Here is a 25177-nt window from a genome sequence, read left to right as displayed (position 1 = left end):
TAGGGTTATCCTTTTACACTGCCTGCCGTTACGCCTTCAATAATCTTCTCCTGCAAAATAGCATAAATGACGATGACCGGGACCACGCTGTAGACAATACCCGCCGACATTTGCGCGTAGTTCATCTGGTATTGATCACGGAATTGAACCATGCCCACCGGAAGCGTGCGCAGCTCGTCATTAGAGAGGAAATAGTTAGCCAACAGAAACTCGTTCCAATTTCCCAGGAAATTAACAATGAAGACTGTAACCATGGCTGGAACTGTCAAAGGTACAATAATTCTAGCAAAGATACCCGGAGCCTTCAAGCCATCCATGACCGCCGCTTCTTCAATTTCACTGGGAAGTGAGCGCATGAATGCTGCCAGGATAATAATCGTGAATGGAATTGCATTGGCGATATAAGGAATTATCAGTGCCCAGTGTGTATTGAGAATATGAAGCTTGCGGACAATCGTGTAAATAGGCAGCATCAGTGCATTGTTCGGAATCAGCATGCCGATCAGGACCAGCGAGAACAGAATCTTGTTCCATTTTCCCTGGCGCATCCGCGTAACCGCGAAGGCAAACATAGAAGCCAACAGAATGGATACCACCGATGACAGGATCGAAATATATAAGCTGTTAAAAAAGTATGTGCTGATCTTGGCGTTCACCCATGCTTCAACGTAGTTCGAGAATTCGAAGGTCTTCGGAATCCCGAACGGATTCAGGGCGATCGCATTGTTATCCTTCTTCACCGAGGAGAACAGGACAAAGAGAAACGGAAAGAGTACAACGATCAGGTATCCGAGCAGGGCAACGTGAGGTAAGCTTTTCTTGAGGCGCGGCATCAGTATTCAATCCTTTCATTACGACGGGCAAACAGCAGCTGATAGAGAGCTGTAACCACAAGCGTGAACATAAAGATCAGAACTGCAATGGTATTGCCGTACCCATATTTGAAATTGGTGATCGCATATTTAATCATATAGGTGGCCATAACCTCAGTTGATCCTGCCGGGCCGCCTTTGGTCATAACAATGACGATATCTGCGGCCTTCATCGCTCCGGCAATAGAGAGCATGATTACTACCGAGATAATGGGAACAATCAGCGGCAAAGTGATGCGTGTAGCGCGCTGGAAGCCCGTAGCGCCGTCGATGGCCGCAGCCTCATCCAATTCACCGGGGATGGAGAGAATGGCCGCCAGCACCATTACAATGTAGAATCCGGTCCATTGCCAAGCATTCGTAATCAGAATCGACAGCATGGCGAACCGCTCATCCGACAGCCAGTAGACAGGCTCAATGCCGACAAGGCCGAGCACTTTGTTGAACAAGCCGATATTCGGCTCATAAATGAAGCCCCACAGAATACCGATAACTGCAGTAGACATAATGGATGGCATGAATACTGCTGTCTTGTAAAGGCCCTTCAGCTTCTTCACATTAGCGATTAATAAGGAGAAGAAGACAATCAGCGGCACCTGAATGCATACGGAGAACAGAATGAACCAGCCGTTATTTTTAACAGACACCCAGAAGCGTTCATCTCCCAGGGCTTTTTTGAAGTTATCCAGTCCGGCGTATTTCACGGTATCTGATACACCGTTCCAGCTGGTGAAGCTATAGTAGAGTGAACTGAAAATGGGGTAAATGAAGAACATAATGAACAGAACCAGTGCCGGAATAACGAACAGAATGAACACCAGAGGATTTCTTAGTGCCTTATTCATGACTACCTCCAAGTTGCTTAGACATCTCACATTTTAAAACAACCCCACAAAGTGGGGCTTTGGCTTCGAAGCTTACTCAGGTACTTTGCGGGGACCCCGAAGCATATAAAGTCTTGTCTTTTAAAAATGTACCCTGGAGCAAGCACCAGGGTACATTCAATTTACCGCCTCTTATTCTACTGCTGCGTTGGCTTCTTCCTGAATCTTCTGCAGGGCATCGCCCATCTTCTCAGGAGTGGTCTGTCCGCCAATCAGGCTTTGAATCTGGATATTACTGATCTCAGTAGTCACATCTGCCTGCACCAGAGAGTCAAATGCCGGGAAGGAGGACTGGGAGCTGTTGAGTACTGCTACAATCTCACTCATCAGATCATCGGTGATATTCTCAGTCAGTACCGCCTGATCAATCTTCATAGCCGGCAGCACGCCATCTTCCACCAGACCGCGCAGCTGCATTTCTTCATTGAACATATTCTTAATGAATGATTTCACTGCTGCGAGTTGACGTTCATCTTCACCTGCAGAAGCCGAGAAGCCATAGCCGTTGTTCACATCACGCATGAGTGCCGTCTGATCCCCCACTCCGCCGTCTACCGCCGGAATATTGAAGAATCCGACTTTACCGATCAGACCTTCACCGGATTGTCCGGCTTTGAATACAGAGGACTTCCATGTGCCGTCATACATCAGGATCGCTTCACCGCTGGTGAACTGGGTTGTATATTCAGCATACTCGAAGCCGAGCTCGCCTTTCTTGAAGTAGCCTTTGTCTACCCATTCCTTGTATTTCGCAAAGCCTTTGACTACATTAGGATCATTCCACTTAGCTTCGCCCGTAGCGAACTTCGCTGTAACATCCGGTCCGGCATAACGTGACCAGAGATGGTTGGCGAGCATAAGTGGTACCCAGCCAGCCTTGGAAGCACCGGCAAGCGGCACTTTGCCGTCAGCCTTGATATCAGCCAGCTGCTGTTCCAGCTCAGCGAAGGTGGCTGGAGCCTTCCAGCCCTTGCTGTCATAGTATTCTTTATTGTAGAAGAACCCTTCACCTGAGCCGCCGATTGGCAGGCCGTAGATTTTACCTTCATAAGTAAATGGATCCAGGTTGGAGAATTTGTCTTTAATGCCTAACTCATCGAGAATCGGCGTCAGATCAAGCAGCTTACCTTCTTTGGCGTAGATCTTGGAATCCGGACTGCCGAACAGGTCGAAGATCTCCGGCGGATTCCCGGCTGCCATTTCCCCGCGCAGCTTCTCTTTACGGTTTACATCCGAATCAACTCCATCGAGCTTGAAGGTCAACCCCGGTACTTCTTCCTGTACCTTGCCGACTACATCCTCCAGGATCGCCAGACGTTTCTGTTTATCTGCACCTACCTGAGTATGACGGACCGTCATTTCAAAAGGTTCAGCACTAACCGGTTCTTCGGTTGCAGCAGCATTGGTTGCAGCGGCCTCATTCGTTGCAGCCGGTTCTTCCGTTGCAGCAGCATTATTATTGTTGCCTCCACAACCTGTCAGCAGCGCTGAGGTAACGAACATCAGGGACAACAGCATAGTTAAGCTTTTTCTCATTACGGGTGACCCTCCCTATTTAATGGTTTCCCTTACAACTCTTATTATAGAAAACCCTGATTGTAATCGTAAGGTTAAGATTCATCTACAATAGGGATAAAATACTCTAATGTAAGCGAATCCAGTTGTGTTTTGTGACATAAATGAGTTACATTTCATTACACAATAACTTTCAAAAAGGCAATTCACTATATTTTCACGTCAGAATACTTATACATCAAAACTGCAAATATCATCAATTCCACATGTTACTATGTATATGAACTCAAGATAATAATTTATATTCATTAAGCGGATTCACTTCACCGTACATCAAAAAAAGCGAAACTCCTCAGACTGGAAGCTCCGCTTTCGTTATATATTGTGTATGAATTTATACCAGAGCAGACTGTTTACGGCCCTCTTCAATCAGCCGGTATGCACGCTGCACTTCTTCTTCGTCCGGTGACTCCACCCCTTCAAGCTCGTAGGGACGGCCAAGCTCTTTCCATTTATAAATGCCCATTACATGATAAGGCAGGATTTCGAACTTCTCTACTCCATTGAGTGTGCCAATGAACCGGCCGAGATTCTGCAGATCCTCTTCCTTATTATGAATGCCGGGAACGTATACGTGGCGGATCCACATTTTACGGTTATTATCTGACAACCAGCGGGCAAGCTTTAAGGTACGGTCGTTGGATTTGCCAGTCAGCTTAATATGAGCTTCATCATCGATATGTTTCAGATCCAGCAGTACAAGATCGGTAACATCCAGCAAGTCGCTGATTTTCGAACCATCATTATAGCCGTTAGTATCAAGCGTAGTATGCAAATTCCAGCGTTTCTTCACTTCGGTGAACAGCTGTTTGACGAAATGCGCCTGCAGCGTGGGTTCCCCGCCGGATACGGTAAGTCCGCCGCCGGAAGTTTTATAATAATTCAGGTAAGGTTCAATTTCCGCCAGCACTTCTTCAACGGTCATTTCCTTGCCTTCATTCAATCCCCAGGTATCCGGGTTGTGGCAATACTGACACTTAAGTAGGCAGCCCTGCATAAAAAGCACGAAGCGGATACCCGGGCCATCCACCGTTCCAAAAGTTTCTAAGGAGTGGATATGTCCTTTAAGCATGAGATGTCATCCTTTCAAAAAGCTTAAAATTTTAATTACTTTTAAACAAGAGTGTACCGCCCTCTTGCAAGGGCGGCAGCTCTTTGATTTATTTTAATTCTTGATCTGTAAGAACAAATCTTACATGGAATCGTGGAACGTACGGTTGATAACATCCAACTGTTGTTCGCGGGTCAGCTTGATGAAGTTAACTGCATAGCCGGATACGCGAATGGTCAATTGTGGGTAGTTCTCAGGGTGATCCATTGCATCAATCAGCTGCTCACGGTTAAATACGTTAACGTTCAAGTGCTGAGCATTGTTGTGGAAGTATCCGTCCATCATGAATACCAGGTTGGACTTACGGGATTCTTCGTCTTTACCCAGAGCCTTAGGAACGATTGAGAATGTGTTGGAGATACCATCCTGTGCATCAGAGTAAGGCAGTTTAGCAACAGAGTTCAGGGAAGCAAGTGCACCCTTCTTGTCGCGTCCGTGCATTGGGTTAGCACCAGGTGCGAACGGTTCGCCTTTTTTACGTCCATCAGGAGTAGTACCAGTCTTCTTACCATATACAACGTTCGAAGTGATAGTCAATACCGATTGAGTCGGTACAGCATCACGGTAAGTTTTGTTTTTACGGATCATGCTCATGAAGGTTTCAACCAGTTCAACCGCGATGTTGTCAACAGCGTCGTCGTTGTTACCGTAGCAAGGGAATTCACCTTCAGTTTCGAAGTCGATAGCAATACCTTCTTCGTTGCGGATCGGTTTAACCTTAGCGTATTTAATTGCGCTCAGGGAGTCGGCAGCAACGGACAGACCGGCAATACCGCAAGCCATAGTACGCAGAATGTCGCGGTCATGCAGCGCCATTTCGATACGTTCATAAGAATATTTGTCATGCATGTAGTGAATGATGTTCAGCGTGTTGACATAAGTCTTAGCCAGCCATTCCATCATTGGTTTGAAGCGTTTCATTACTTCGTCGTAATCAAGGTATTCGGAAGTGATCGCCGGATATTCAGGACCTACCTGAGCGCCGGATTTTTCATCCTTACCGCCGTTGATTGCATACAACAGGGCTTTTGCCAGGTTGGCACGGGCACCGAAGAACTGCATTTGTTTACCGATACGCATTGGGGATACGCAGCAGGCAATCGCGTAATCTTCACCCCAGTATGGACGCATTACATCATCGTTCTCATATTGGATTGCACTGGTTTCAATGGAAACCTTAGCACAATATTTTTTGAAGCCTTCAGGCAGCTTTTCGGACCACAGTACGGTCAGGTTCGGCTCTGGTGCAGGACCCAGGTTGTACAGGGTATGCAGGAAACGGAAGCTGTTCTTGGTTACGCGTGTTGTTCCGTCTTCAGCCATACCACCGATGGATTCAGTTACCCAAGTAGGGTCGCCGGAGAACAGATCATTATAGTCAGGCGTACGCAGGAATTTCACGATACGCAGTTTCATTACGAAATGGTCAACGATTTCTTGTGCTTGCTCTTCAGTAAGAGTACCTTCTTCGAAATCACGTTGTACATAGATATCAAGGAAAGAGGATACGCGTCCGAGGGACATTGCCGCACCGTTTTGCTCTTTAACTGCAGCCAGATAACCGAAGTATACCCATTGAGTAGCTTCTTTGAAGTTATTAGCTGGTTTCGAAATATCAAGACCATGAGCAGCAGCCATTTGTTTCAGTTCGCCCAGAGCACGCATTTGCTCGGACAGCTCTTCACGCAGACGAATTACTTCTTCTGTCATGGAATCTACTTCAAGCTCAGTCAATTGTTGCTTCTTGTCTTTAATCAGGAAATCAATACCATACAGAGCAATACGGCGATAGTCGCCGATGATACGTCCGCGGCCATAAGCATCAGGAAGACCTGTAATTACGCCGGATTTACGCACAGCTCTCATGTCTGGTGTATATGCATCAAATACGCCTTGGTTATGCGTTTTGCGGATGTTCGTGAACATGTCAACGATATTTTGCGGAAGCTCGAAGCCATAAGCTTTAGTGGCGTCGATCATCATTTTGATACCGCCGAACGGTTGAATGGAACGTCTGAAAGGAGCATCAGTCTGAACGCCGACAATTTGTTCCTTGTCCTTGTCGATGTAGCCTGGATTGTGGGAAGTGATCGTGGAGACAGTATCGAGGGATACATCCCATACGCCGCCTCTTTCTCTTTCTTCCTTGCTAAGCTGGGAGATAATCTTCCACAGTTCAGTGGTGTTGCTGGTAGGACCTACCAGGAATTCTTCATTTCCTTCATAAGGCTTGATGTTCTTGGCAATAAAGTTATTAACGTCAACTTTCTTAGCCCATGTACCCTTAGTAAAACTTCTCCAACCCGACTTAACCTCTTGTACTTCTCTTTCAATCACCGACATGCTAAATCCCTCCATTTATATTTAGTATATTTGTAGAGATCGCGGGCTTGAAGGTTAATCCCGTGTCTCGTGATCCCATAGCTATTGGTTGTTATAAAATTCACAATCGCGGCTTCATAACTGGGATCTTTGTTTATATAAACATTTTAGTTTATTTTCTGAAAAAGGACTGTGACAAATATCACTCTTTCGGTGATATTTGTCACTTCCATCCAGTTCCATATTAACCTAACCTTATTCTTTTCCAGACAATCTTAAATTAGTTATCGAATCTTCCGTAGAATGCGTTGCGGTAAACATCGGCAAGCTCAGTTACCAGCGGCAGCTTAGGGTTGGCAGTTGTACATTGGTCTTCAAATGCACGGTCGGCCAGGTAATCTACACGGGATTCGAAATCCTTAGGATCGAAGCCGAGAGCCGAGAAGGATTCTTCGATGCCGAGTTTTTTGTTCATGTCGCGGATTGCATTGATCAGGCTGGTTACGCCTTCTTCGGTAGTGCGTGCAGGCAATCCTAGAATGCGGGCGATCTCAGCATACCGTTCGTCAGCTACAAAGTGCGAATATTTAGGGAACGCAGCGAACTTCGTTGGTTTCTTAGCATTGTAACGGATAACGTGCGGCATCAGGATAGCATTGGTACGACCGTGAGCCGTGTGGTATTGACCGCCCCATTTGTGCGCCAAGCTGTGGTTGATACCCAGGAATGCATTAGCAAATGCCATACCGGCAAGTGTCGAAGCGTTGTGCATTTTTTCGCGGGCAACCTTGTCAGCTTGCAATGCGGATTTTTCCAGGTACTGGAACACCAGCTGAATAGCCTTGATAGCCAGACCATCGGAATAATCACTGGCCATTACAGATACATAAGCTTCGATCGCATGTGTCAATACGTCCATACCTGTATCGGCAACAGCTGTTTTAGGCAAGCTATATACAAATTCAGGATCGATAATTGCCACGTCTGGAGTCAGCTCATAATCAGCCAGCGGGTACTTAGTATTATTACCCGTAGTCTTGTCTGTGATAACTGCGAACGATGTTACTTCGGAACCAGTACCGGAAGTTGTTGGAATCGCAACGAATTTAGCTTTGTTACCGAGCTTAGGGAATTTGTATACCCGTTTGCGGATATCCATGAACTTCTGTTTCAGACCGTTGAAGTCTGCATCCGGGTGTTCATAGAACAACCACATTCCTTTGGCAGCATCCATAGGGGAACCGCCGCCGAGTGCGATGATGCAGTCCGGCTGGAATCTGTTCATCATGGCTGTACCTTTTTCTACAGTAGTTGTCGATGGATCCGGTTCAACTTCCGAGAACACTTCAATCGCTACTGGAGTCTGGCGTTGACGCAGGTAATGCTCAACTCTCTCAACATATCCAAGCTTAACCATCATTGGGTCAGTGATGATCGCAACCCGTGTGATGTCAGGCATTTTAGCCAGGTACTGAGTGGATCCCTTTTCGAAGTAAATCTTGTCAGGCACTTTAAACCATTGCATATTCACGGTACGACGGTTCACCCTTTTCACGTTGATCAGATTGATTGCAGTCACGTTTTGCGATACAGAGTTGCGTCCATAAGATCCGCAGCCCAGTGTCAGGGAAGGGATATTAGTATTGTAGAGATCGCCGATTGCGCCGTGTGTAGATGGCGAGTTGACGAGAATACGTCCGGTTTGCAGACGGTTGGAGAACTTCATGATTACTTCTTCGTTGTTCGAGTGGATAGCCGAGCTGTGGCCCATGCCGCCAAATTCAACGATTTCAGCTGCGCGTTCGATACCCTGGTCTGCGTTCTTCACTTTGTAGCAAGCCAGAACCGGGCTCAGCTTCTCAGCGGACAACGGATATTTAGTACCTACGCCTTCAAGTTCAGCTACCAGGATCTTCGTGCCGGCAGGAACCTGAATTCCGCACATTTCAGCGATCTTCACAGCGGATTGGCCGACGATAGCCGGGTTAACCGCACATTTTTCTACATTCATTGCGCCGCTTGTCAGCTTGGCAGCTTCTTCTTTGTTTACAAAGTAGCAGCCGTTCGCAATCATCTTCTTCTTCACTTGGTCAAAAATAGCTTCTTCAATGATAACCGCTTGCTCGGAAGCACAGATCATACCATTATCAAATGTTTTGGAAAGGATAATGTCTGTCACTGCCTGATCAATGTCAGCACTCTTCTCAATGAAAGCAGGAACGTTACCAGGACCTACGCCGAGTGCCGGTTTGCCGCAGCTGTAAGCCGCTTTAACCATTGCCGATCCGCCGGTTGCCAGAATCAGTGCAACGTCAGGATTGTTCATCAGTGCGTTTGTTTTGTCCATGGTCGGAAGTTCGATCCATTGGATGAAGTTCTCAGGAGCGCCAGCCTTCACACCTGCATCATGTAGAATTTTGGCGGCTGCCGCACTACACTCTTGCGCTGAAGGGTGGAATCCGAATATAATAGGGTTACGTGTCTTAGCGGAAATCAAAGCTTTAAACATCGTGGTGGATGTTGGGTTGGTTACCGGTGTGATACCCATAATGATTCCGACAGGCTCAGCAATCTTCTGGAAGCTGTCATAAACGTTATCCTCAATAACGCCTACTGTCTTGTCGTACTTAATTCCGTGCCAGATATATTCAGTTGAGAAGATGTTCTTCGTAATTTTGTCTTCATAGACACCGCGTCCTGTTTCTTCAACGGCCAGCTTAGCCAGGTACATATGTTTGTCGAGTCCGGCCAACGCCATTGCATGAACGATTGTGTTAGTTTGCTCTTGATCCAGTCCCATGAACGCTTCATGAGCTTTCTTTGCTTTATCCACCAAAGTCTGAATATATTCTTCAGCGGTGGTTTGTTTCACTTGGGCGGCGACTTCGTTTTTAACTGCCATCTCCCTCGTCCTCCTGTCAATTTTTAGGTTGTTTTTCTCTACACATTTATCTTATCATATCCTTTTCACCTTGTATAGTGAAATCTTTCACAAAGTATAAAGTTTTTTTTGATTTGTTTTCAAAGCGCTTTCATTCGATCATATTCTAGATTATTTTCCATTTGTTGTGTGATAAATCATTTATATTTGTCCGATTTGCGAACGCCCACCCTCTAGCCTCCCCTGCTTTTCTTGAATCCAGCTCTTCAGCCTTGTTTTTCCCCCAGAATAATGGTGCTATCTGATGTTCTTCCTAATCTTCGTCAACTCTACTCTCCTGCCGCATTCTCTTACATAGAAGTATAAATATAAATCAGAGCAAGCAAAAAGGCAGGAGACCGGGTCTCCTGCCTTAGCGTTATAAATCCTCTATCAAGCATCGTAACCACTCATTCAGCAAGTGACTATTCCACTTTGATAGTATCGAAGAATTTCTCTTGTACAGTTTTGGCTGCAGCGTCGAGCTGGGCCTTGGAATCTGTACCATCCTTGGAGAATAGCTCCTGGATTACATTGGACATGGTTGCGTAATAATCCTGAGTATTGTATTGTGCTTCAGGCTTACCATCCAGCAGCGCCATGATTTCAGGGCTGTATTGATAAACGATGTCGTACTTGTCATAGACAGCTTTGGTCTTCTTGCCGAAGTCGGAATCAGCAGCATAGTAATCAAGGAGCGGCGGGATGTAGTATTTGCCGTCCGTTTTGCGCTGGCTGATAATCGCGTCAAGAGCTTCAAGGCCTTTGTCAGAGAAGTAATCGAAAGTAATATAGCGGAAGGCCATTTCCTGCTCGTCTTTGCTGGCGTTCGGATTGATAACCAGATAGTCACCGCCGAGTACGCCGGTATGCTTGCCGCCTTTTTCAGCAGCTGGCATCGGGTAAGTAAGTACATCTTCAGGCTTGAGTCCGCCCTGGTTGAGCGCCTGCTCGATAACACCGTCAGATCCGGCCATTACCATAGCAGTACGTCCCTGCTGGAACGCGCCTACAGCATCGCCCCAGCCAAGCGCCCAGTCCTGAGGAACAGCTTTGGCTTCCCATCTTAGCTTCTTATAGAAATCCAGCGCCTTCACACCGGCATCCGAATTGAATGTAGCCACAACCTTGCCGCCTTCGATCTTCTGGATTTCACCGCCTGCTTCGAACAGGAAGTTGGTCCAGTTCCAGCCTGCTTCGTTGCCTTTACCCATTGGAGCAATACCGGAGATCCCCTTCTTGGTATCCGCTACACCTTTGGCGGTATTCAGCATATCATCCCAGGTCCAGTCCATTGGAGGGACGGCTACACCTTTTTCATCCAGCATCTTTTTATTAATCATCGTTGTAGTGACATAACCCTTTTGCGTTACGCCATACACTTTGCCGTCAATAATGAACTGGTTCTGCAAGACAGGGTTAATCTGATCCTTGAATTCATAGTTGTTCCACAGATCCGTAACATCAGCGACCCAGCCCTTCTCGACCAGGAATTTCGCTTCAGTTGCATAGGTGTTGAAGAAGGTAGGAGCTTCATTCGCCGCCATCTTCACACCGATTTCGCTTACATTGTACTGCCAGTCATCCTTGACAATCTCTACATTCGGATAGACCTCCTGGAACCGCTTGATCTTGTCATCCTCCTGTGCTCTTACCTCGGTAAGGTCAGGGGTAGGATAGTGAATTTTGATCGTTACTTTTCTCTGGGTGATATCATCTACCGGTGCCTCTGTCGGAGTAGCGGTCTCCTCTGCTGCATTAGTAGCTGCTGGTGCAGGTGTCGCCTCTCCTCCATTTGCCGCCGGTTTGTTCCCGTTATTATTGCCGCCGCAAGCGGACAATAACGATCCCGTCACCAGGAGACATGCTAATACGCTGGAAAATTTACGCATTGAAACTCCCCTTTTCAATTCATAATTAGCTTACAAATTCATCATAAAAGAGAAACCGTTTACAAACGAGGTGTATTTATATTCCTTTCATGTGCAGGTTTACGATCCGTATCCTTCTGCAGCATAATTCTGATCACCCTTTGACAGCCGACAGGGAAACGCCGCGCATAATGAACTTCTGGAAAACAAGGAAGACCAGAATAGGCGGCAAAGAAACAAGGAACAGAATGGCAAATTTGATGTTAGTATTCAGTGCTTTTACATTAATAACGTATTTATAGATCGCTGTAGCGAGCGTGTACTTCTCCTCACTGTGCATGACAAGCGACGGCCAGAACCAGTCGTTCCAGGCTGTGGAGAAGATAAAGATCGCCAGTGTTGCAAAAATCGGAATGGACAGCGGAACAGCAATGGTGAAGAAGCTTCTCGGCTCCGAGGCCCCGTCAATCCGTGCGGCTTCAAGAATCTCCGGATGAATCCCGTCGAAGAAGTTCTTAAGCAGCAGGAAGAAGAAGGTATTCGCCCCAGCCGGCAGCCAGAAAGCTGCATACTGGTTCAGCAGCCCGAGTTCCTTGAGATTGACAAAGTTCGGGATCATATAGCTCGTGGCCGGAATAAACAGCGTCATCAGGAAGAAGAAGTAGAAGGCCTTGCGGTAAGGCACATTCATCCGCGAGATGCTGAAGGACGCCAGGCCCAGTACAACCAGGGTAGCTACCATGTTCCCAACAAAGATGTACAGCGTGTTCCGCAGGAACATCGGCAGATTGATATAATCCAGCGCATCCTTAAGGTTGCTGAAATGCCACTCCTGCGGGAAAAAATGCGGCGGAAATGAGTTAACCTCCACGTTGGACTTAAGTCCGTTGAACATGGTCATCAATATGGGATACAGCATGCTGAAAATCATTAAAAGAATGAAAAACACCATGATTCCGTATACGATTTTGTTGCCGGTCTTCTTAAGATCATGTTCGGAGAGAATCCCTCTGTCTGCGCTCTTCATCCTAGTCGTCCTCCTTGTTAAGCTTGAACTGTAAGATGCCCAAACCGCCCAGAACAACAAACATCAGCATTCCCAGCGCAGTCGCCGTACCATAATCCAGTCTTGTAAAAGCATATTTCACAATGAGCAGCGCATAGGTCAGCGTAGCATTGTTCGGTCCTCCGTCAAGCAGGGCCATCTGCGACTGGTACCCTTGAGAGGTAGCAATGATCTGCAGAATCAGCATGAGCAGAATCAGATTGCGCAGCGACGGCAGCGTAATATGGCGGATGCGGGCCCAGACTCCGGCTCCATCAATCTCAGCGGCTTCATACCAGTCCCGGGGAATACTGAGCACCGCAGCGAGATAGATCAGCATCCCCGAGCCGAACTGCTGCCAGGTCTCCATGAAGACAAGCGAGATCATCGACCACCTGGTATCCGTCAGGAAAGCGATCTGATCTGCCCCCGTGCTGCCAATCAGGGCATTAATCGGTCCGACAGGATCATACAGCCATCTCCATAGTCCGTACAAGACAACCGCAGGCATTACATAAGGCAAATACGCCGCTACACGTACGAATCCGCCGAATTTCCTCAGCTCGGAGATCGCAATTGCAAAAGCAATCGGCACCCAGAAGCCGATCACAAGGCAGAGCAGCATGTAATACAGGGTGTTCTTTACAGCGATCAGCACATCCGGGTCCGTAAGTGCTCTGGCATAATTGTCCATGCCTACGAATGTATTTCCTTTGACGAAATCGACCGTGTAGAAGCTGTACAGGAATCCTTTGAAGATAGGCACCCACATAAACATAATAAAGATGATGATCGCGGGGACGAGGAACATAAAGCCCCAAAAATTCTTTTTCCAGCGGTTCTGTTTGTACGGCTTGCTCTCGAACTCCGCTGGCAGGTGATCATGTAACGCAGCAGACTGGTTCATTCTGGCTCCCTCATTCCTTTCGTCTTTCAGCACTTTCGCAAAGTGCTTCCTACCTTAATTGTAGAAAATGAGGGGGAGGCTGAACATGTCTATATCTATGGCAATCGTAAGCGTTCTTACTTCTTCAGTTCACTGGGGCTGATTCCGTAGTATTTTTTGAAAATCTTGCTGAAATGCTCCGGCGACTCATACCCCACCCGCTCGGCAATCTCATACCGGCGAAGATCGGTATTCAGAATCATCTCCCGGCTGTCCTCCATCCGCAGCTTGATGACATATTCCCACAGGTTATGGCCTGTATTTTTCTTGAACAGGTAACTCAGATAGTTGGGGCTGACATGGTTCTTCTTGGCAACCTCATGGATCGTTAAGCCCTTCTGGGCGTAATTCCCGTCAATATACTCCTTGGCCTTCTGCACAATCAGATTGCTGTGCGTATGCAGCTCCTCGGGTGACGGATCAGCGGCATAGTTGTTCCAGTTGAAATCTCCATAGTAGAACACATAGTGGTCGGCATGCTCTTTGTTCCATAGAATGGCCTTCGAGGCCTGGCGGTTCAGCACATCCATGAAGCTAATCCCCTTCAGAATCTGGCTGATGCCGATTACAGCATTCAGATGCAGATAGCGGTGGATATTGAAATGCAGACTGCGCCCGAGCACATCAAGCCGTCCTACCTGGCCGGTTGCCGATTCCTCGTAGCTCCTCTCATCCCACTGGATAATCACTGTAATCTCCTGGTCCGGTGAATAAAAGGCTGTAGAGTTCCACTCCTGATCGAGCAGCTCCTTGGCAATATTCAGGGCGGCATAACGCAGCAGACTGCGGTCACGGGATGTATATTTCTGCTCACGCCGTTCTTCCGGCAAGGGGAGCTTGATTTTGATGACGGCAAAAAACGGTCCCTGCAGCTTCAGCTCATCCAGCTTACGCAGCTCCTCCTCCCTCCCCAGCACTGAAGCGGTTTCGGCAAGCAGCGTATTCAGCAGTTCGCTATACTCCGGGAGAGGCTCCTCCAGGCGGAAGCTTTCACTGATCCCGTCCATGTAGGTGGCCAGCTCCGGTGACGGCTTATCCATCTTAAGGACTACACTGCGCACCGAATCAAGGAATTGCTCACTGTTCAGCGGCTTGATCAGATAATCCTTAGCTCCCAGCCGGACGGCCATCTGGGCATACTGAAAGGTCTCATGCGCAGAGATGACGATCGTCTGCACCCAGGGTTTGGCCATTTTGGCATGCTGCATCAGCTCGATGCCGCTCATCGCTCCCATCTGAATATCCGTAACGAGCAGATCAATCTCTTCCATCCGGATACAATCCAGTGCCTCAAATCCGCTGTTCGCGGTATAAATATGGTCAATATCAAGGCCTGAAGCGGCCAGCAGACTGCTTAGCCCTTTACAAATAAGCGGCTCATCATCAACAACCAGTATATTGAACACCTTGATCTCTCCTCTACTCTATAGTCTCTGATTTCGGAAGCGTCACTGTCACCACGGTTCCTCCGCCGGTACGCGGTCCGTAGCTGATCCCGTAATCCGGGCCGAAATGCAGATGCACACGCTGATTGATATTGCGTATACCATATCCGCTGGCCGGGTTGGGGCTTTCATCATTCAGTACAAGGTCAATCGCCTTATAATCGACCTGCTTATAGCCGTTATCCTCAATGGTAATCAGAATTCTGTCATTCTGCAGAACGGAGGTGATGATGATTTCGCCGTCCTCATCCATATTTTTGACACCGTGAATAATGGCATTTTCGATTAACGGCTGCAGGGTGATCTTGGGAATCAGATTGCTTTTGGTTTCAGGGGCAATATTCCAGATGACGGCGAACACATAGTCATACCGGTGCTGCTGCAGCTTGATATAGGCACTGGCATGCTCCAGCTCCTCCTCAAGCGTGATCAGCTCTCTCCCCCGGCTTAAGCTGATCTTCATCAGCTTGGATAATTCCTTGATCATTTCCGCGGATTCCACATTGCCCTCCAGCGAGCTTTTCCAATAAATACTCTCCAGGGTGTTGTACAGTAAATGCGGATTGATCTGCTGGTAGAGCAGCTGCAGCTGGGCTTCCTTCTGCTTGATCTCCATCTGGTATTTGTACATAATCAGGCTGTTGAGCCTGCGGGCCATATCATAGGTGGAAGCGATCAGCACACTGACCTCATCATTGCTGCCTCTCCGGGGAGTCTCGGGAACGCGGTTGCCAGGCTCATACTTGCGCACAAAAAAAGCCAGCTTCTGCAAAGGAGTCATCAGCGAACGCCAGAAGTAGGTGATAATGATCAGACCAAACAGCGCGTAAGCAACGGTTATGTATTGAATGACACGTTTCATTTCGTTCTGCTGCTGCAGCAGCGCCTTGACCGGAACCTTATACACCAGCTTCTGCTCGAAGGCGTGATTGTTGTTGACTACATATATGAAGTCATCCGTGATGATATCCTCGGTCCCCTCCGGGTCACCGGCTTCAGAACCCTCAGGCAGCGCGATAACTTCCCCCGTTGAATTCGTAGTAGAGGCAAGCACACGGTTATTCATGTCGGTCAAATAAATTTCTCCATCCGGCAGGGAGATGGATTTCAGCGACTCTCCGATCTTCGATTCCATCTTGGTCACCACCAGCACGCCGATTGTGCCTGCACCTCTATAGATATTATTAACTGCCCTGACATAAGTGAGGGTCTTCAGATCCTCGGCCTGCGGGCTCAGCTTCTCGGTGAACATCAGATACCCGTGGCCTTTCTGCTGCACCACCTGCTCGAACCAATAAGGCATTTCACCCTTGGAGAAAAAATAAACCCCCGCCTTCTTCACCTGCGGGAAATTGGGAGCGAAAAAGTAATAGTTATCCGGGTCATACACATACAGCGAGTAATAGATCCCGTCGCCCCGCTCGGCTCCCTGGGAGTAGCTGCCCAGCAGTTTTTCAATAGTTTCGTACCGTTCAACGCGTTCAAGCACGGGATCATCCCCGCTCATATTCAGCTGCTGCAGGATCGGATTCTGGATGACGGTCGTCGTTATTTTGTTAACCGTATCAATATCTCTGTTAATAATGGCGAAATTCTGCTTGTTCAGCTCCACATAGGCATTGGTCACATGGCGCTTAAGAATCTCTTCCGCCTTATAGTTGCCGTAGCTGTTCAGAATCAGGATGGGCGAGATCATAATCAGGAACAGCAGAATCAGCTGCTGCTTGACGTTCAGCTTCACGATGGGTTTAATAAGCATCGACAACATCTGGATACACCTCCAGTTTCAATAATATAACAAACCTACAAACGCTTACATAGGTTTATTTCAAAGTTCTTTATGTTCATTTGTATGGAGTTTCAACATTATTATATTTAAACAAAAACCAGCCATAACACGAAGCTACCGTGTCAGACTGGTTTTATCACAATCATTCTCTATCGGGTTCGTTCTCTATCGTTCTCAAAAAAGCAAGCACAGCAACAATCATCTGCTCCAGCCCCCGTTGTTCAATCGGAAAATGACCGGCGCCTTCTAAACTTACATATTCTTTTCTGCTTTTGAGATTATCATAAAACGGTTTACTGAAGCGGTAAGGAGTCATAGGGTCTAATTGAGGATGAACGAGCAATACCGGGCAAACCTCAAAGTTCTCAGGTTTAATCACCGGTTTCATATTCAAGAACGTTCTTAGTAAGCGTAAGGGAATAGATGTGCCTGCCGCAAGAGGATCCTTCATAATGAGTCTGGTCAGCTCAGCATTGTTCGTAATCCATTTCATCCGGGATACTTTATTCACAGAGATCTGCAAGGAGTCTAATAGGGAAGGGAATTGATTCATACACCATCCCCCTAACCGGCTAATGAGCTTGTTAGGAGCTAACTGATCACGAACTTTTGAATCACTCGTATCCACAAATGTTGTTGCAATTAACCCTTTGACCCGTTTACTTTGTACAGCCGTGTGATAAGCTAACATGCCTCCAATACTGGAGCCCAGCAGAATGATAGGCTTGCCGTCCCGTTCCAGCTCCTGTTCGATCAATTCATTAAGGATGTCAATCCAGAGCTGATAATCCAATGATTCCGCTGAATCGGTATAGCTTAGACCATAAGGCGGCAGATCCGGCGACACTACTTCATAACCGTAGGTTTGCAGCATTCGTGCATAAGGTGCGAGCAACCTGCCGTTACCGCCAGCTCCATGAATGAAAATAATTTTTAATTGTGCATCAGGAACAGGCATACGATCCAGGTGAATATGAGCATTATTCCAGGTCATCCACTCTTCGGTGGGTAAGTGGTTTTCATTGATCTGCATGTCATCAGGGAAAAACTTTTGATATTGCTTCCAATAGGTCACCGACTGATTATAGAAAGAATCCTTGTTCATAAATATGCCGTTTCTCTCTCAGGGGACCGGAATTTCTTTTTCCATAATATAATCATCCATGACGAATCCATTCCCGATATCCGCCATTTGTTCCCTCAGGGTCCGAAAGCCTTTTCTCTTATAGACTGCAATACTGGATTCATTATCACGATTGACCGTTAGCCAAATATGAGTCAGGTTTCTGTCTTGGCACAGCTTCTCCAGGAAGGCCAACGCCTGGCTGGCATAGCTGCGCCCCCTGTACTCCTTGCCTATATAAAACTTGCTCAAGAAGAGCTTTCCTTCCTCTTGTCTGGCCGACATATACCCGGCCGTGGAGCCTTCACCGTTATGGATTAAGTAATATTCATAACCCTGATGATGGATCTGATCCGTAATCGCCGGAACCGATTGGAACTTTCCAAGCATATAATCGATTTGCTCGGCGGTAATAATGGAGACATAGTATTCGCGCCATATTTCCGCCGCCAATCGGGCAACCTCAGCGGTTTCTTCCGCTGTATGCACATGTGAAAATCTAAGCTTCATTATATGTACCTCCTTTAGGCGCGGACATAGAAGCAGACGCTCACGCTTTGGTATAACCGTTCAATTCCAGCCAGGATGCACAGGCATCGGTCCACGTCCGTGTATGCGGCTCATCGGCTCCTAAACCAATCCCGTGTATCCCATGTGAATAAATGTGAAGATCGAACGGAACACGGTGACGGCTCAGCCCTGCGGCGAACAGCAGGCTGTTCTCTACGGGAACGGAAGCGTCATCCGAGGTATGCCAGAGGAACGTTGGCGGAGTCTCTGCGCTCACCTGGAACTCACTGCTAAGCCGCAGCGGCAATTGCTCATCCGGGCTTGCTCCCAGCAGGTTCTCCTTCGAGCCCTGATGCGTTACCCCTTCGGTCATGGAAATGACCGGGTAGCATAGAATCAGCCGGTCCGGCCGGCTGGACAGCCGTTCGAGCGGCTCCGGGTGATCCGCATTCCCGAGATCATACAGCACACCGGCTGCAGAAGCGAGATGTCCACCGGCGGAGAAGCCCAGAATGGCCAGCCGGTCCGGATCAATTCCGAATTCATCCGCCCGGAAGCGGATCGTGCGAAGCGCTCTTTGCGCATCCTGCAGCGCACTCGGGTATTTATAGGGTGCAACACGGTAGCGCAGCACAAACGCTGAAATTCCGAGTGTATTCAACCATTCTGCAACCGGCCCTCCCTCGTGATCGGCACGCATCGCATAGCCGCCTCCCGGACAAATCACAACAGCGGCATTCTGCTTGCCTTCAACTAAATAAGGTGTAATCGCGGGCCGGTCCTCATCACTGGTTCCCAGCGCTCCAGGCGCACCCTCAGGCCATAGCAATAACGTTTCCATCATCATCCCTCAAGCTTTCCTTCTATAATAGAATAGGTAGTAGAGGAAATAAGTTCCTCTAGGCAATTCTATCAAGGTCTTACAGTTCATGCAATCCGGATACTACCAGATCTGCCTCCTTCAGCACTTCCCGTTTCCCGATGCCAACGACCTGCATTCCCGCAGCTTTCCCGGCGGCTACACCAGCCTCGGCATCCTCGAATACCACGCAGTCCTGCGGCTGCAGGCCCAGTTCCCGGCAAGCAGTCTGAAACACTTCCGGGTCCGGCTTTGCCCGGGACACCTTATTGCCGTCAACAACGGCATCGAACAGCCCTGCAATATTCAGCTTATCCAGTATAAATACGGCATTCTTACTGGCTGAACCGAGGGCAACCCCTACACCGCGCATTCTAAGACCGCTGAGGTATGCCTTGACACCAGGCAGCAGCTCCGCTTCATCCAGTCCGGAGATGTATTCCACGTAAAGGCGGTTTTTCTTATCTGCCATGACAAGCTTCTGCGCTTCACTGAATTCCAGCCCGCCAATCTCCAGCAGGATATCCAGTGATCTCATCCGGCTTACACCCTTGAGCCGTTCATTATGCTCTTCCGTGAACTGGAATCCAAGCTCTTCTGCCAGTGAGCGCCACGCAAGATAATGATATTTGGCCGTATCTACAATTACACCGTCCAGATCAAAAATCGCACCTTTCATTTGCTCCAGCATCTGTTATATGTCCTCCTTATTGCTTCTTGTTTGCTTGATTATTTTGTAGAGAAGGTCAGGTAAATTATCTAATTCCTGCCCAGCATACAACATTCCCCTCATGAAATCGGCCATTTTTACAAGATTGTTGTATGAAAGGCAGCATTTACCCTCCACCAAGCGACTTAACGGGATAATTCTTGTATTTCATACAACAATCGGCCTGAACGGGCAGTTATTATGTTTTCAAGTTGCAGTACGTACAATATCTAATTCTAATGTTGCCGAATTGTCGTGACTCCGGAGTCCGCATTCTCCACAGCAGCCCCTCCCACTCTACCTTGAGTCCGCAGCCGCAGCTGCATACCCGGACGGCACAGCTCCGGTTCGCCGCCGAAGCCGGCGAATGCTACAGCTTCGCTGTTATCCGGCGCTGCGATAACGGTGATCTCTTCCCGGCTGATCTGCAGCCGGAAGCTGCTTCCGCGCAGCACAACCGGCAGCTCCACAGCGTTCCACTCCTTAGGCAGCGCCGGATTCATCACAGCGGTCACGCCATCAAACTGCAGACCTGCGAAGCCGAGCACCGCTGCCATCCATGCGCCGCCGTTCGCAGCCGGATGGGTTCCGCCGATATAAAGATCGCCGACATACTGCTTCGATTCTCCGGTGAGATCTACAGTGGCAGTGCGCATAAAGTACGGATATCCCCAGTCAGGCAAGCCGATATCGGCAGCGACAAGTGCGTAGATGCACGGACTAAGGCTGGAACCATGCTCGGTTCGCGGCTCATAGAATTCCCAGTTTGCCTGCTTCACTTCCTTACTGAATTTTCCCTTGAACAGGTTCAGCATCAGCACGATATCAGCCTGCTTCAATATTCTTGTGGAGGTGGCCAGCCCGTTGCCTCCACCCCAGTATTCATGTTTGTTGATCACCCGTGATTTCAGCTCAGCCAGCGCAACCTCTTCCAGCTTCAGATAGCGGTCGAACTGTTCAATAACCAGGGTGTCCGGGTCCGGCTGCGGAACATAGAAATGCTCCAGCATATCTGTGAACTCAGCCAGGAACGGCCCCTCAGCAAACTGCCCTGCCAGCTCCGCATACACAGCCGGATATTTGTCCTGCAGCAGACCCGCTGTCCGCAGTGCAATTTCCAGTGTCTCCTGCACCAGAGCATTGGTGAACGCATTATTGTTGACCCGCTCATGATATTCATCCGGTCCGGTAACATCCAGAATCTCATAACGTTTCTTCACCGGATTATAATAAGCATACGAGTACAAGAAGCGCGCACATTCCCAGATGACCTCAGCGCCGCCATCGGCAAGCATACTGTCATCTCCGGTAAACTGGATATACTGCCAGATCCCGTGCACAACATCTGCGCTGATATGCACCTGCTTATCCCGGAAATAGGTCCGCATCGGCCGTCCGGTAAATACATCATTCACATTGAACAGCGTGCAGGCATCATCTCCCGAATCCTGGCTCTCCCAAGCATAAAAAGCACCCAGATACCCATACTCAGCAGCCTTACGGCGGGCACCGTCCAGTGTATGGATACGGTACATCATCAGATTGCGGGCAATACTAGGATCACTATGCAGGAAGAACGGCAGCATGAACATTTCCGTATCCCAGAACACAGCCCCTTTATAGACTTGGCCGGATAGTCCGCGTGCAGGAATGGATACTTTCTCAGACAACGTTGGCGCAATAATCAGCAGCTGATAAATGCTGTACCGGAGAGCGAACTGCGCATCATCATCTCCTTCGATCACCACATCGCTGCTTAACCACCGCTCTTCCCATTTCCGGCAATGGGCTGCCAGCAGTTCTGCATAACCTGCCGCAGCCGCAGCCCTGACTGTTCGTACCGCCTGTACAGCAGGTTCCCCCTCCATGTCCAGCCCGGTGAACACGGCCACATATTTGTACCATACATAGGTCTCTCCAGCCTTGGCGTCAAAAGAAACCGACCGAAGCGCTGCCTCCCCATGGATACGCTGCTCCGCAAACGCGAAATCCGCATGCTCAGCAACCGCGACCGGCAGCTGTAATTCACCCGTAACAGCCGTTGCCAGGAGCACGCCTTCCTTCAGCTGATTCCGCTGCTCAAACAGATGGGGGCCGTTGATATCCCAGACCTCACCGTCAATCCCTGTTTCAATCTCTATCCGGCAATCTATCGTACTATGAATTGTCCATTTACCGGCCAGCACATGCAGCTGATCCATGCTGACGAACCGCTCAGCTGTGAGCGTCACCTGCCCGCCGTCCCGGATACTGAACACCGTCTCCCGCCGGTGGACTGCTGCGCGGAGTTCCAGGCTCTGTAGATGAGCCTGCGGCTCCGTCTCCAGAACGCTAAGCACTTTCCCGTCACAGCTGACCACAGTGAACATACCGTTCGGGGCATTCACCGGCTCGCGCCATTTGTCTCCCGCTTTGTCGTATACCCCGGCCAAGGTAACCGCCGTGAGCTGCTCCTTGCCGAACTCCTCGAGCACACCCCGGAAGCCCATATACCCGTTACCGGTCATATATTTATTCCCGTTGGTCGTAATTCTGCCAGGTTCGAAGCTGCGTTCGCTTACGGTCCAGTTCATTATGCCATCATCCCTTCACCGAGCGGAAGCTTCGTGCCTGCAGCATCCACTAGAACCGTCTGACCATAAATAGTAACCTCAGTGCTTCCACCCTCTATGGCTCTGAAGCTGACCGAATCTTTGTTCACAATAATTCCGAGCAGCACGCCCTCATACCTCACCTGGAAGCTATAGGAGGTCCAGCGCTGCGGCAGTGTAGGCTGGAAGGACAGACGGGCACCATCAGAACGCATGCCGCCGAAGCCGTACACAATGTTCATCCAGGCTGCTGCAATCGAAGTTGTATGCAATCCTTCTCTGGTATTGCGGTTGTAGTTATCCAGATCCAGCCGGGTAGCGAACTCGAAGAAATGATAAGCTTCCTCATGTTTGCCGACTTCACTGGCCAGAATGGAATGAATGGACGGCGAGAGTGAGGATTCATGGATACATCTGGATTCGTAGTATTCATAATTCGCAAGCTTGGCTTCTCTGGAGAACTGTCCGTTATATAAGAACATGAACATCAGCACATCCGGCTGCTTGATCATGTCATAGCGGTACAGGCGGTCATACGACCAATTCGAGTAGAGCGGGAATTCGGACACCGGAATCGAGTGAATATCGATATGAGGCATATCAAAAAATCCGTCATGCTCCTCATACACCCCGCTCTCCGTATCCAGCGGAATCTTCATATGCTCGCGTTTGTTGTCCCAATCGGCCAATTCCTCTTCATGGAGCACCGTTTTGGCAACAACGGCTGCATATGCTTCAGGCGTCTTCACCTTCATCCCGGCAATGGTTTCGAGCGTGAATTCAAATAATTTCTTAGCCATCAGATTGATATAGCAGTTATTGTTGACCATCAGCTGAAATTCGTCAGGTCCCATGACGCCGAAATAACCGTATTCCCCGCTGCGCTGACCCCACTGGCCGCGGGTCGCATAGAAGCGGCTGATCTGAATCAGCATCTCGGCGCCTTTGCTGTAGAGGAATTCCCGGTCACCTGTATTCTTCACATAATGCCAGATGCCGTAGGAAACGGCAGTTCCCACATGCAGCTGAAGGTTAGAATGCTGCCACAGATCACAGCTCTCAGTCCCGTCAATCGTGGCAATGGGATAAAAAGCGCCTTCGCAATCCACATCCTTCCCGCGCTGCATGGCTTCCGGCAGTGTCTTATAGCGGAACTCCAGCAGGCTGCGGGCCGCCTTCGGATTATTGAACATATAGAACGGCAGGCAGTACGATTCCGTATCCCAGAAGGCCAGACCGCGGTATGCTTCACCCGTAAGCCCTTTGGCACCGATGTTATAGCCCGGATGATCTCCATGATAGGTCTGATACAGCTGGAAAATGCAGAACCGGATGCCCTGCTGGTTCTCGGGATCTCCTTCAATAGTGATATCGCTGGTTGCCCAGATACCGCTCCAGTAAGACGCTTGGTCAGCAAACACCTGCTGCTCTTCCAGCCCGCTTACCCCTGCTGCAAGCTCCATACCTTCAGCCCAGAGGCTATCCGCCGTACGGGAAGCTTTGTTGTCCGCTACATTCACGACGAGCTTGGTGAAGGAAGCCGGTTCTCCTTGAGACAGTTCAAGCGAGAATTTCCGTCCGATGAACCGGTCACGCTCGACAAGCTCTGTATTTAAAGGCTGGGAGGACTGAAGCATAAACCCGGAGAACAGCTTGTTCCCGGTTGTCAGCGTACTTCCAAGAATAGCTGTAACCGCTCCTTCGTCTCCGCTGCGCAGCTGCTTCCACATGCTCTGGCCGTGTTCTTCGTGGATCATGTTGAAATCAAGACCTATACAGATATCTACACTCCCCGTGAAGTTAAGCGGCTCAAAGGTGATCTGCTGCAGACCCAGATGAGACAATGTCATACTTACCAGGCGCGTGAAGCTGATCTGCAGCTGTTTGCCGTCCGGCAGATGCCAGATGAATTCCCTCCGGTATGTCCCGGTACGGAAATCCAGTCTGCGGGAGTAATTCGTAACCTTGCTATGGGCCAGATCGAGCTGTGAGCCATTAACGGATATCCGGGTATACAGCCAGTCCACCGCATTTACCATATAACGGAGTGTCCGGATAATGCCCTTGTAATGGTTGCCGACATCCATCTGCTCGTTTAGCCCATTCAAGTAGCTGCCAGGCAGCGAATCTCCGCTGTACCCTTCTTCGGCATACCCCCGCACGCCCATATACTCATTGCCCAGCGAAAAAATGGATTCCGAGGTCCGGTTACGCTCCGGATCAAAGCCCTCTTCTATAATCGCCCACGGATCGACCTTCAGATATTTGTCCGCCACTTTTGCCATATTTGATTTCTCCTTCTCTAGGGGAATGTTCCGCCCTTCCCGCAGTTGTCCACGGAGGTACGGACGTTCAGTTCCAGAGTATCTCTAAGCACCTTCAGGACCAAGGTCTGCTTATAACGGAGTTATGTGCATTTTTACGGAAATGGGGAAATCCTGCAGTGTGGGGTATAATATTTTAGACAATTCAGTGCTTTTTCCCGCAAAAACAAAAAAAGCCGCAAGCTCCCAGGATCTTTCCAGATTAGGAGGCAGCTGCTATAATATCCTGTAATACAGGTTATGGACCCGCTTTTGGCGCGAAAACATATCATATCTCACAC

At 48.8% G+C, this 25177-nt stretch carries 17 protein-coding genes; all 17 read right to left on the bottom strand.

The genetic code is table 11. The features are described 5' to 3' along the window. Positions 1-5: 5 nt before the first annotated feature. The gene (locus NSQ73_RS09215) at positions 6-833 is read right to left on the bottom strand and encodes a carbohydrate ABC transporter permease (protein WP_039295446.1); all 828 of its coding nucleotides are present in this window, start codon (positions 831-833) and stop codon (positions 6-8) included. Continuing rightward, complete coding sequence (locus tag NSQ73_RS09210; protein ID WP_039295444.1) at positions 833-1717, bottom strand: carbohydrate ABC transporter permease; 885 nt, start codon at positions 1715-1717, stop codon at positions 833-835. The genes NSQ73_RS09215 and NSQ73_RS09210 overlap by 1 nt, the downstream gene beginning before the upstream one ends. A 171-nt stretch (positions 1718-1888) precedes the next feature. Beyond that, positions 1889-3292 carry an ABC transporter substrate-binding protein gene (locus NSQ73_RS09205; protein WP_042138759.1) on the bottom strand — a complete coding sequence of 468 codons (1404 nt, stop codon included), beginning with the start codon at positions 3290-3292 and terminating at the stop codon, positions 1889-1891. A 373-nt stretch (positions 3293-3665) separates the two neighbouring features. Next, positions 3666-4403 (bottom strand): pyruvate formate-lyase-activating protein, encoded by a 738-nt coding sequence (gene pflA, locus NSQ73_RS09200; protein ID WP_039295441.1) that lies wholly within the window; start codon positions 4401-4403, stop codon positions 3666-3668. Between the two features lie 120 nt (positions 4404-4523). Beyond that, entirely contained in the window at positions 4524-6785 is a 2262-nt protein-coding gene (pflB, locus tag NSQ73_RS09195) for a formate C-acetyltransferase (RefSeq protein WP_039295439.1), read from the bottom strand. Between the two features lie 259 nt (positions 6786-7044). Further along, entirely contained in the window at positions 7045-9666 is a 2622-nt protein-coding gene (adhE, locus tag NSQ73_RS09190; RefSeq protein WP_340986224.1) for a bifunctional acetaldehyde-CoA/alcohol dehydrogenase, read from the bottom strand. A 443-nt stretch (positions 9667-10109) separates the two neighbouring features. Further along, positions 10110-11576 (bottom strand): ABC transporter substrate-binding protein, encoded by a 1467-nt coding sequence (locus tag NSQ73_RS09185; RefSeq protein WP_340986223.1) that lies wholly within the window; start codon positions 11574-11576, stop codon positions 10110-10112. A gap of 133 nt (positions 11577-11709) precedes the next feature. Beyond that, complete coding sequence (locus NSQ73_RS09180; protein ID WP_042138763.1) at positions 11710-12582, bottom strand: carbohydrate ABC transporter permease; 873 nt, start codon at positions 12580-12582, stop codon at positions 11710-11712. A 1-nt stretch (position 12583) separates the two neighbouring features. Then, positions 12584-13507 (bottom strand): carbohydrate ABC transporter permease, encoded by a 924-nt coding sequence (locus NSQ73_RS09175; protein ID WP_340986221.1) that lies wholly within the window; start codon positions 13505-13507, stop codon positions 12584-12586. Between the two features lie 116 nt (positions 13508-13623). Beyond that, positions 13624-14952, bottom strand: a complete 1329-nt coding sequence (locus NSQ73_RS09170) for a response regulator (protein WP_340986220.1) — start codon at positions 14950-14952, stop codon at positions 13624-13626. Positions 14953-14965: 13 nt separating this feature from the next. Continuing rightward, a complete protein-coding gene (locus NSQ73_RS09165) occupies positions 14966-16759 on the bottom strand; it encodes a cache domain-containing sensor histidine kinase (RefSeq protein ID WP_340986219.1) in 1794 nt (597 codons plus the stop codon). A gap of 163 nt (positions 16760-16922) precedes the next feature. Next, entirely contained in the window at positions 16923-17885 is a 963-nt protein-coding gene (locus tag NSQ73_RS09160; RefSeq protein WP_340986218.1) for an alpha/beta hydrolase, read from the bottom strand. Between the two features lie 18 nt (positions 17886-17903). After that, entirely contained in the window at positions 17904-18413 is a 510-nt protein-coding gene (locus NSQ73_RS09155) for a GNAT family N-acetyltransferase (protein ID WP_340986217.1), read from the bottom strand. 40 nt (positions 18414-18453) lie between these two features. Next, positions 18454-19254, bottom strand: coding sequence for an alpha/beta hydrolase (locus NSQ73_RS09150; RefSeq protein ID WP_340989244.1), 801 nt, complete (start codon positions 19252-19254; stop codon positions 18454-18456). A 79-nt stretch (positions 19255-19333) separates the two neighbouring features. Continuing rightward, entirely contained in the window at positions 19334-19963 is a 630-nt protein-coding gene (gene pgmB / locus NSQ73_RS09145) for a beta-phosphoglucomutase (protein WP_340986216.1), read from the bottom strand. A 254-nt stretch (positions 19964-20217) separates the two neighbouring features. After that, the gene (locus tag NSQ73_RS09140; protein WP_340986215.1) at positions 20218-22554 is read right to left on the bottom strand and encodes a glycosyl hydrolase family 65 protein; all 2337 of its coding nucleotides are present in this window, start codon (positions 22552-22554) and stop codon (positions 20218-20220) included. Beyond that, positions 22554-24857, bottom strand: a complete 2304-nt coding sequence (locus NSQ73_RS09135; protein WP_340986214.1) for a glycoside hydrolase family 65 protein — start codon at positions 24855-24857, stop codon at positions 22554-22556. The genes NSQ73_RS09140 and NSQ73_RS09135 overlap by 1 nt, the downstream gene beginning before the upstream one ends. Positions 24858-25177: the final 320 nt, after the last annotated feature.

Source organism: Paenibacillus sp. FSL R10-2736 (assembly GCF_038000245.1).
Taxonomy (GTDB): domain Bacteria; phylum Bacillota; class Bacilli; order Paenibacillales; family Paenibacillaceae; genus Paenibacillus_AQ; species Paenibacillus_AQ phytohabitans.
Note: the sequence above shows the minus strand (reverse complement) of the source record. Positions and strands in the feature narration are given on the sequence as shown.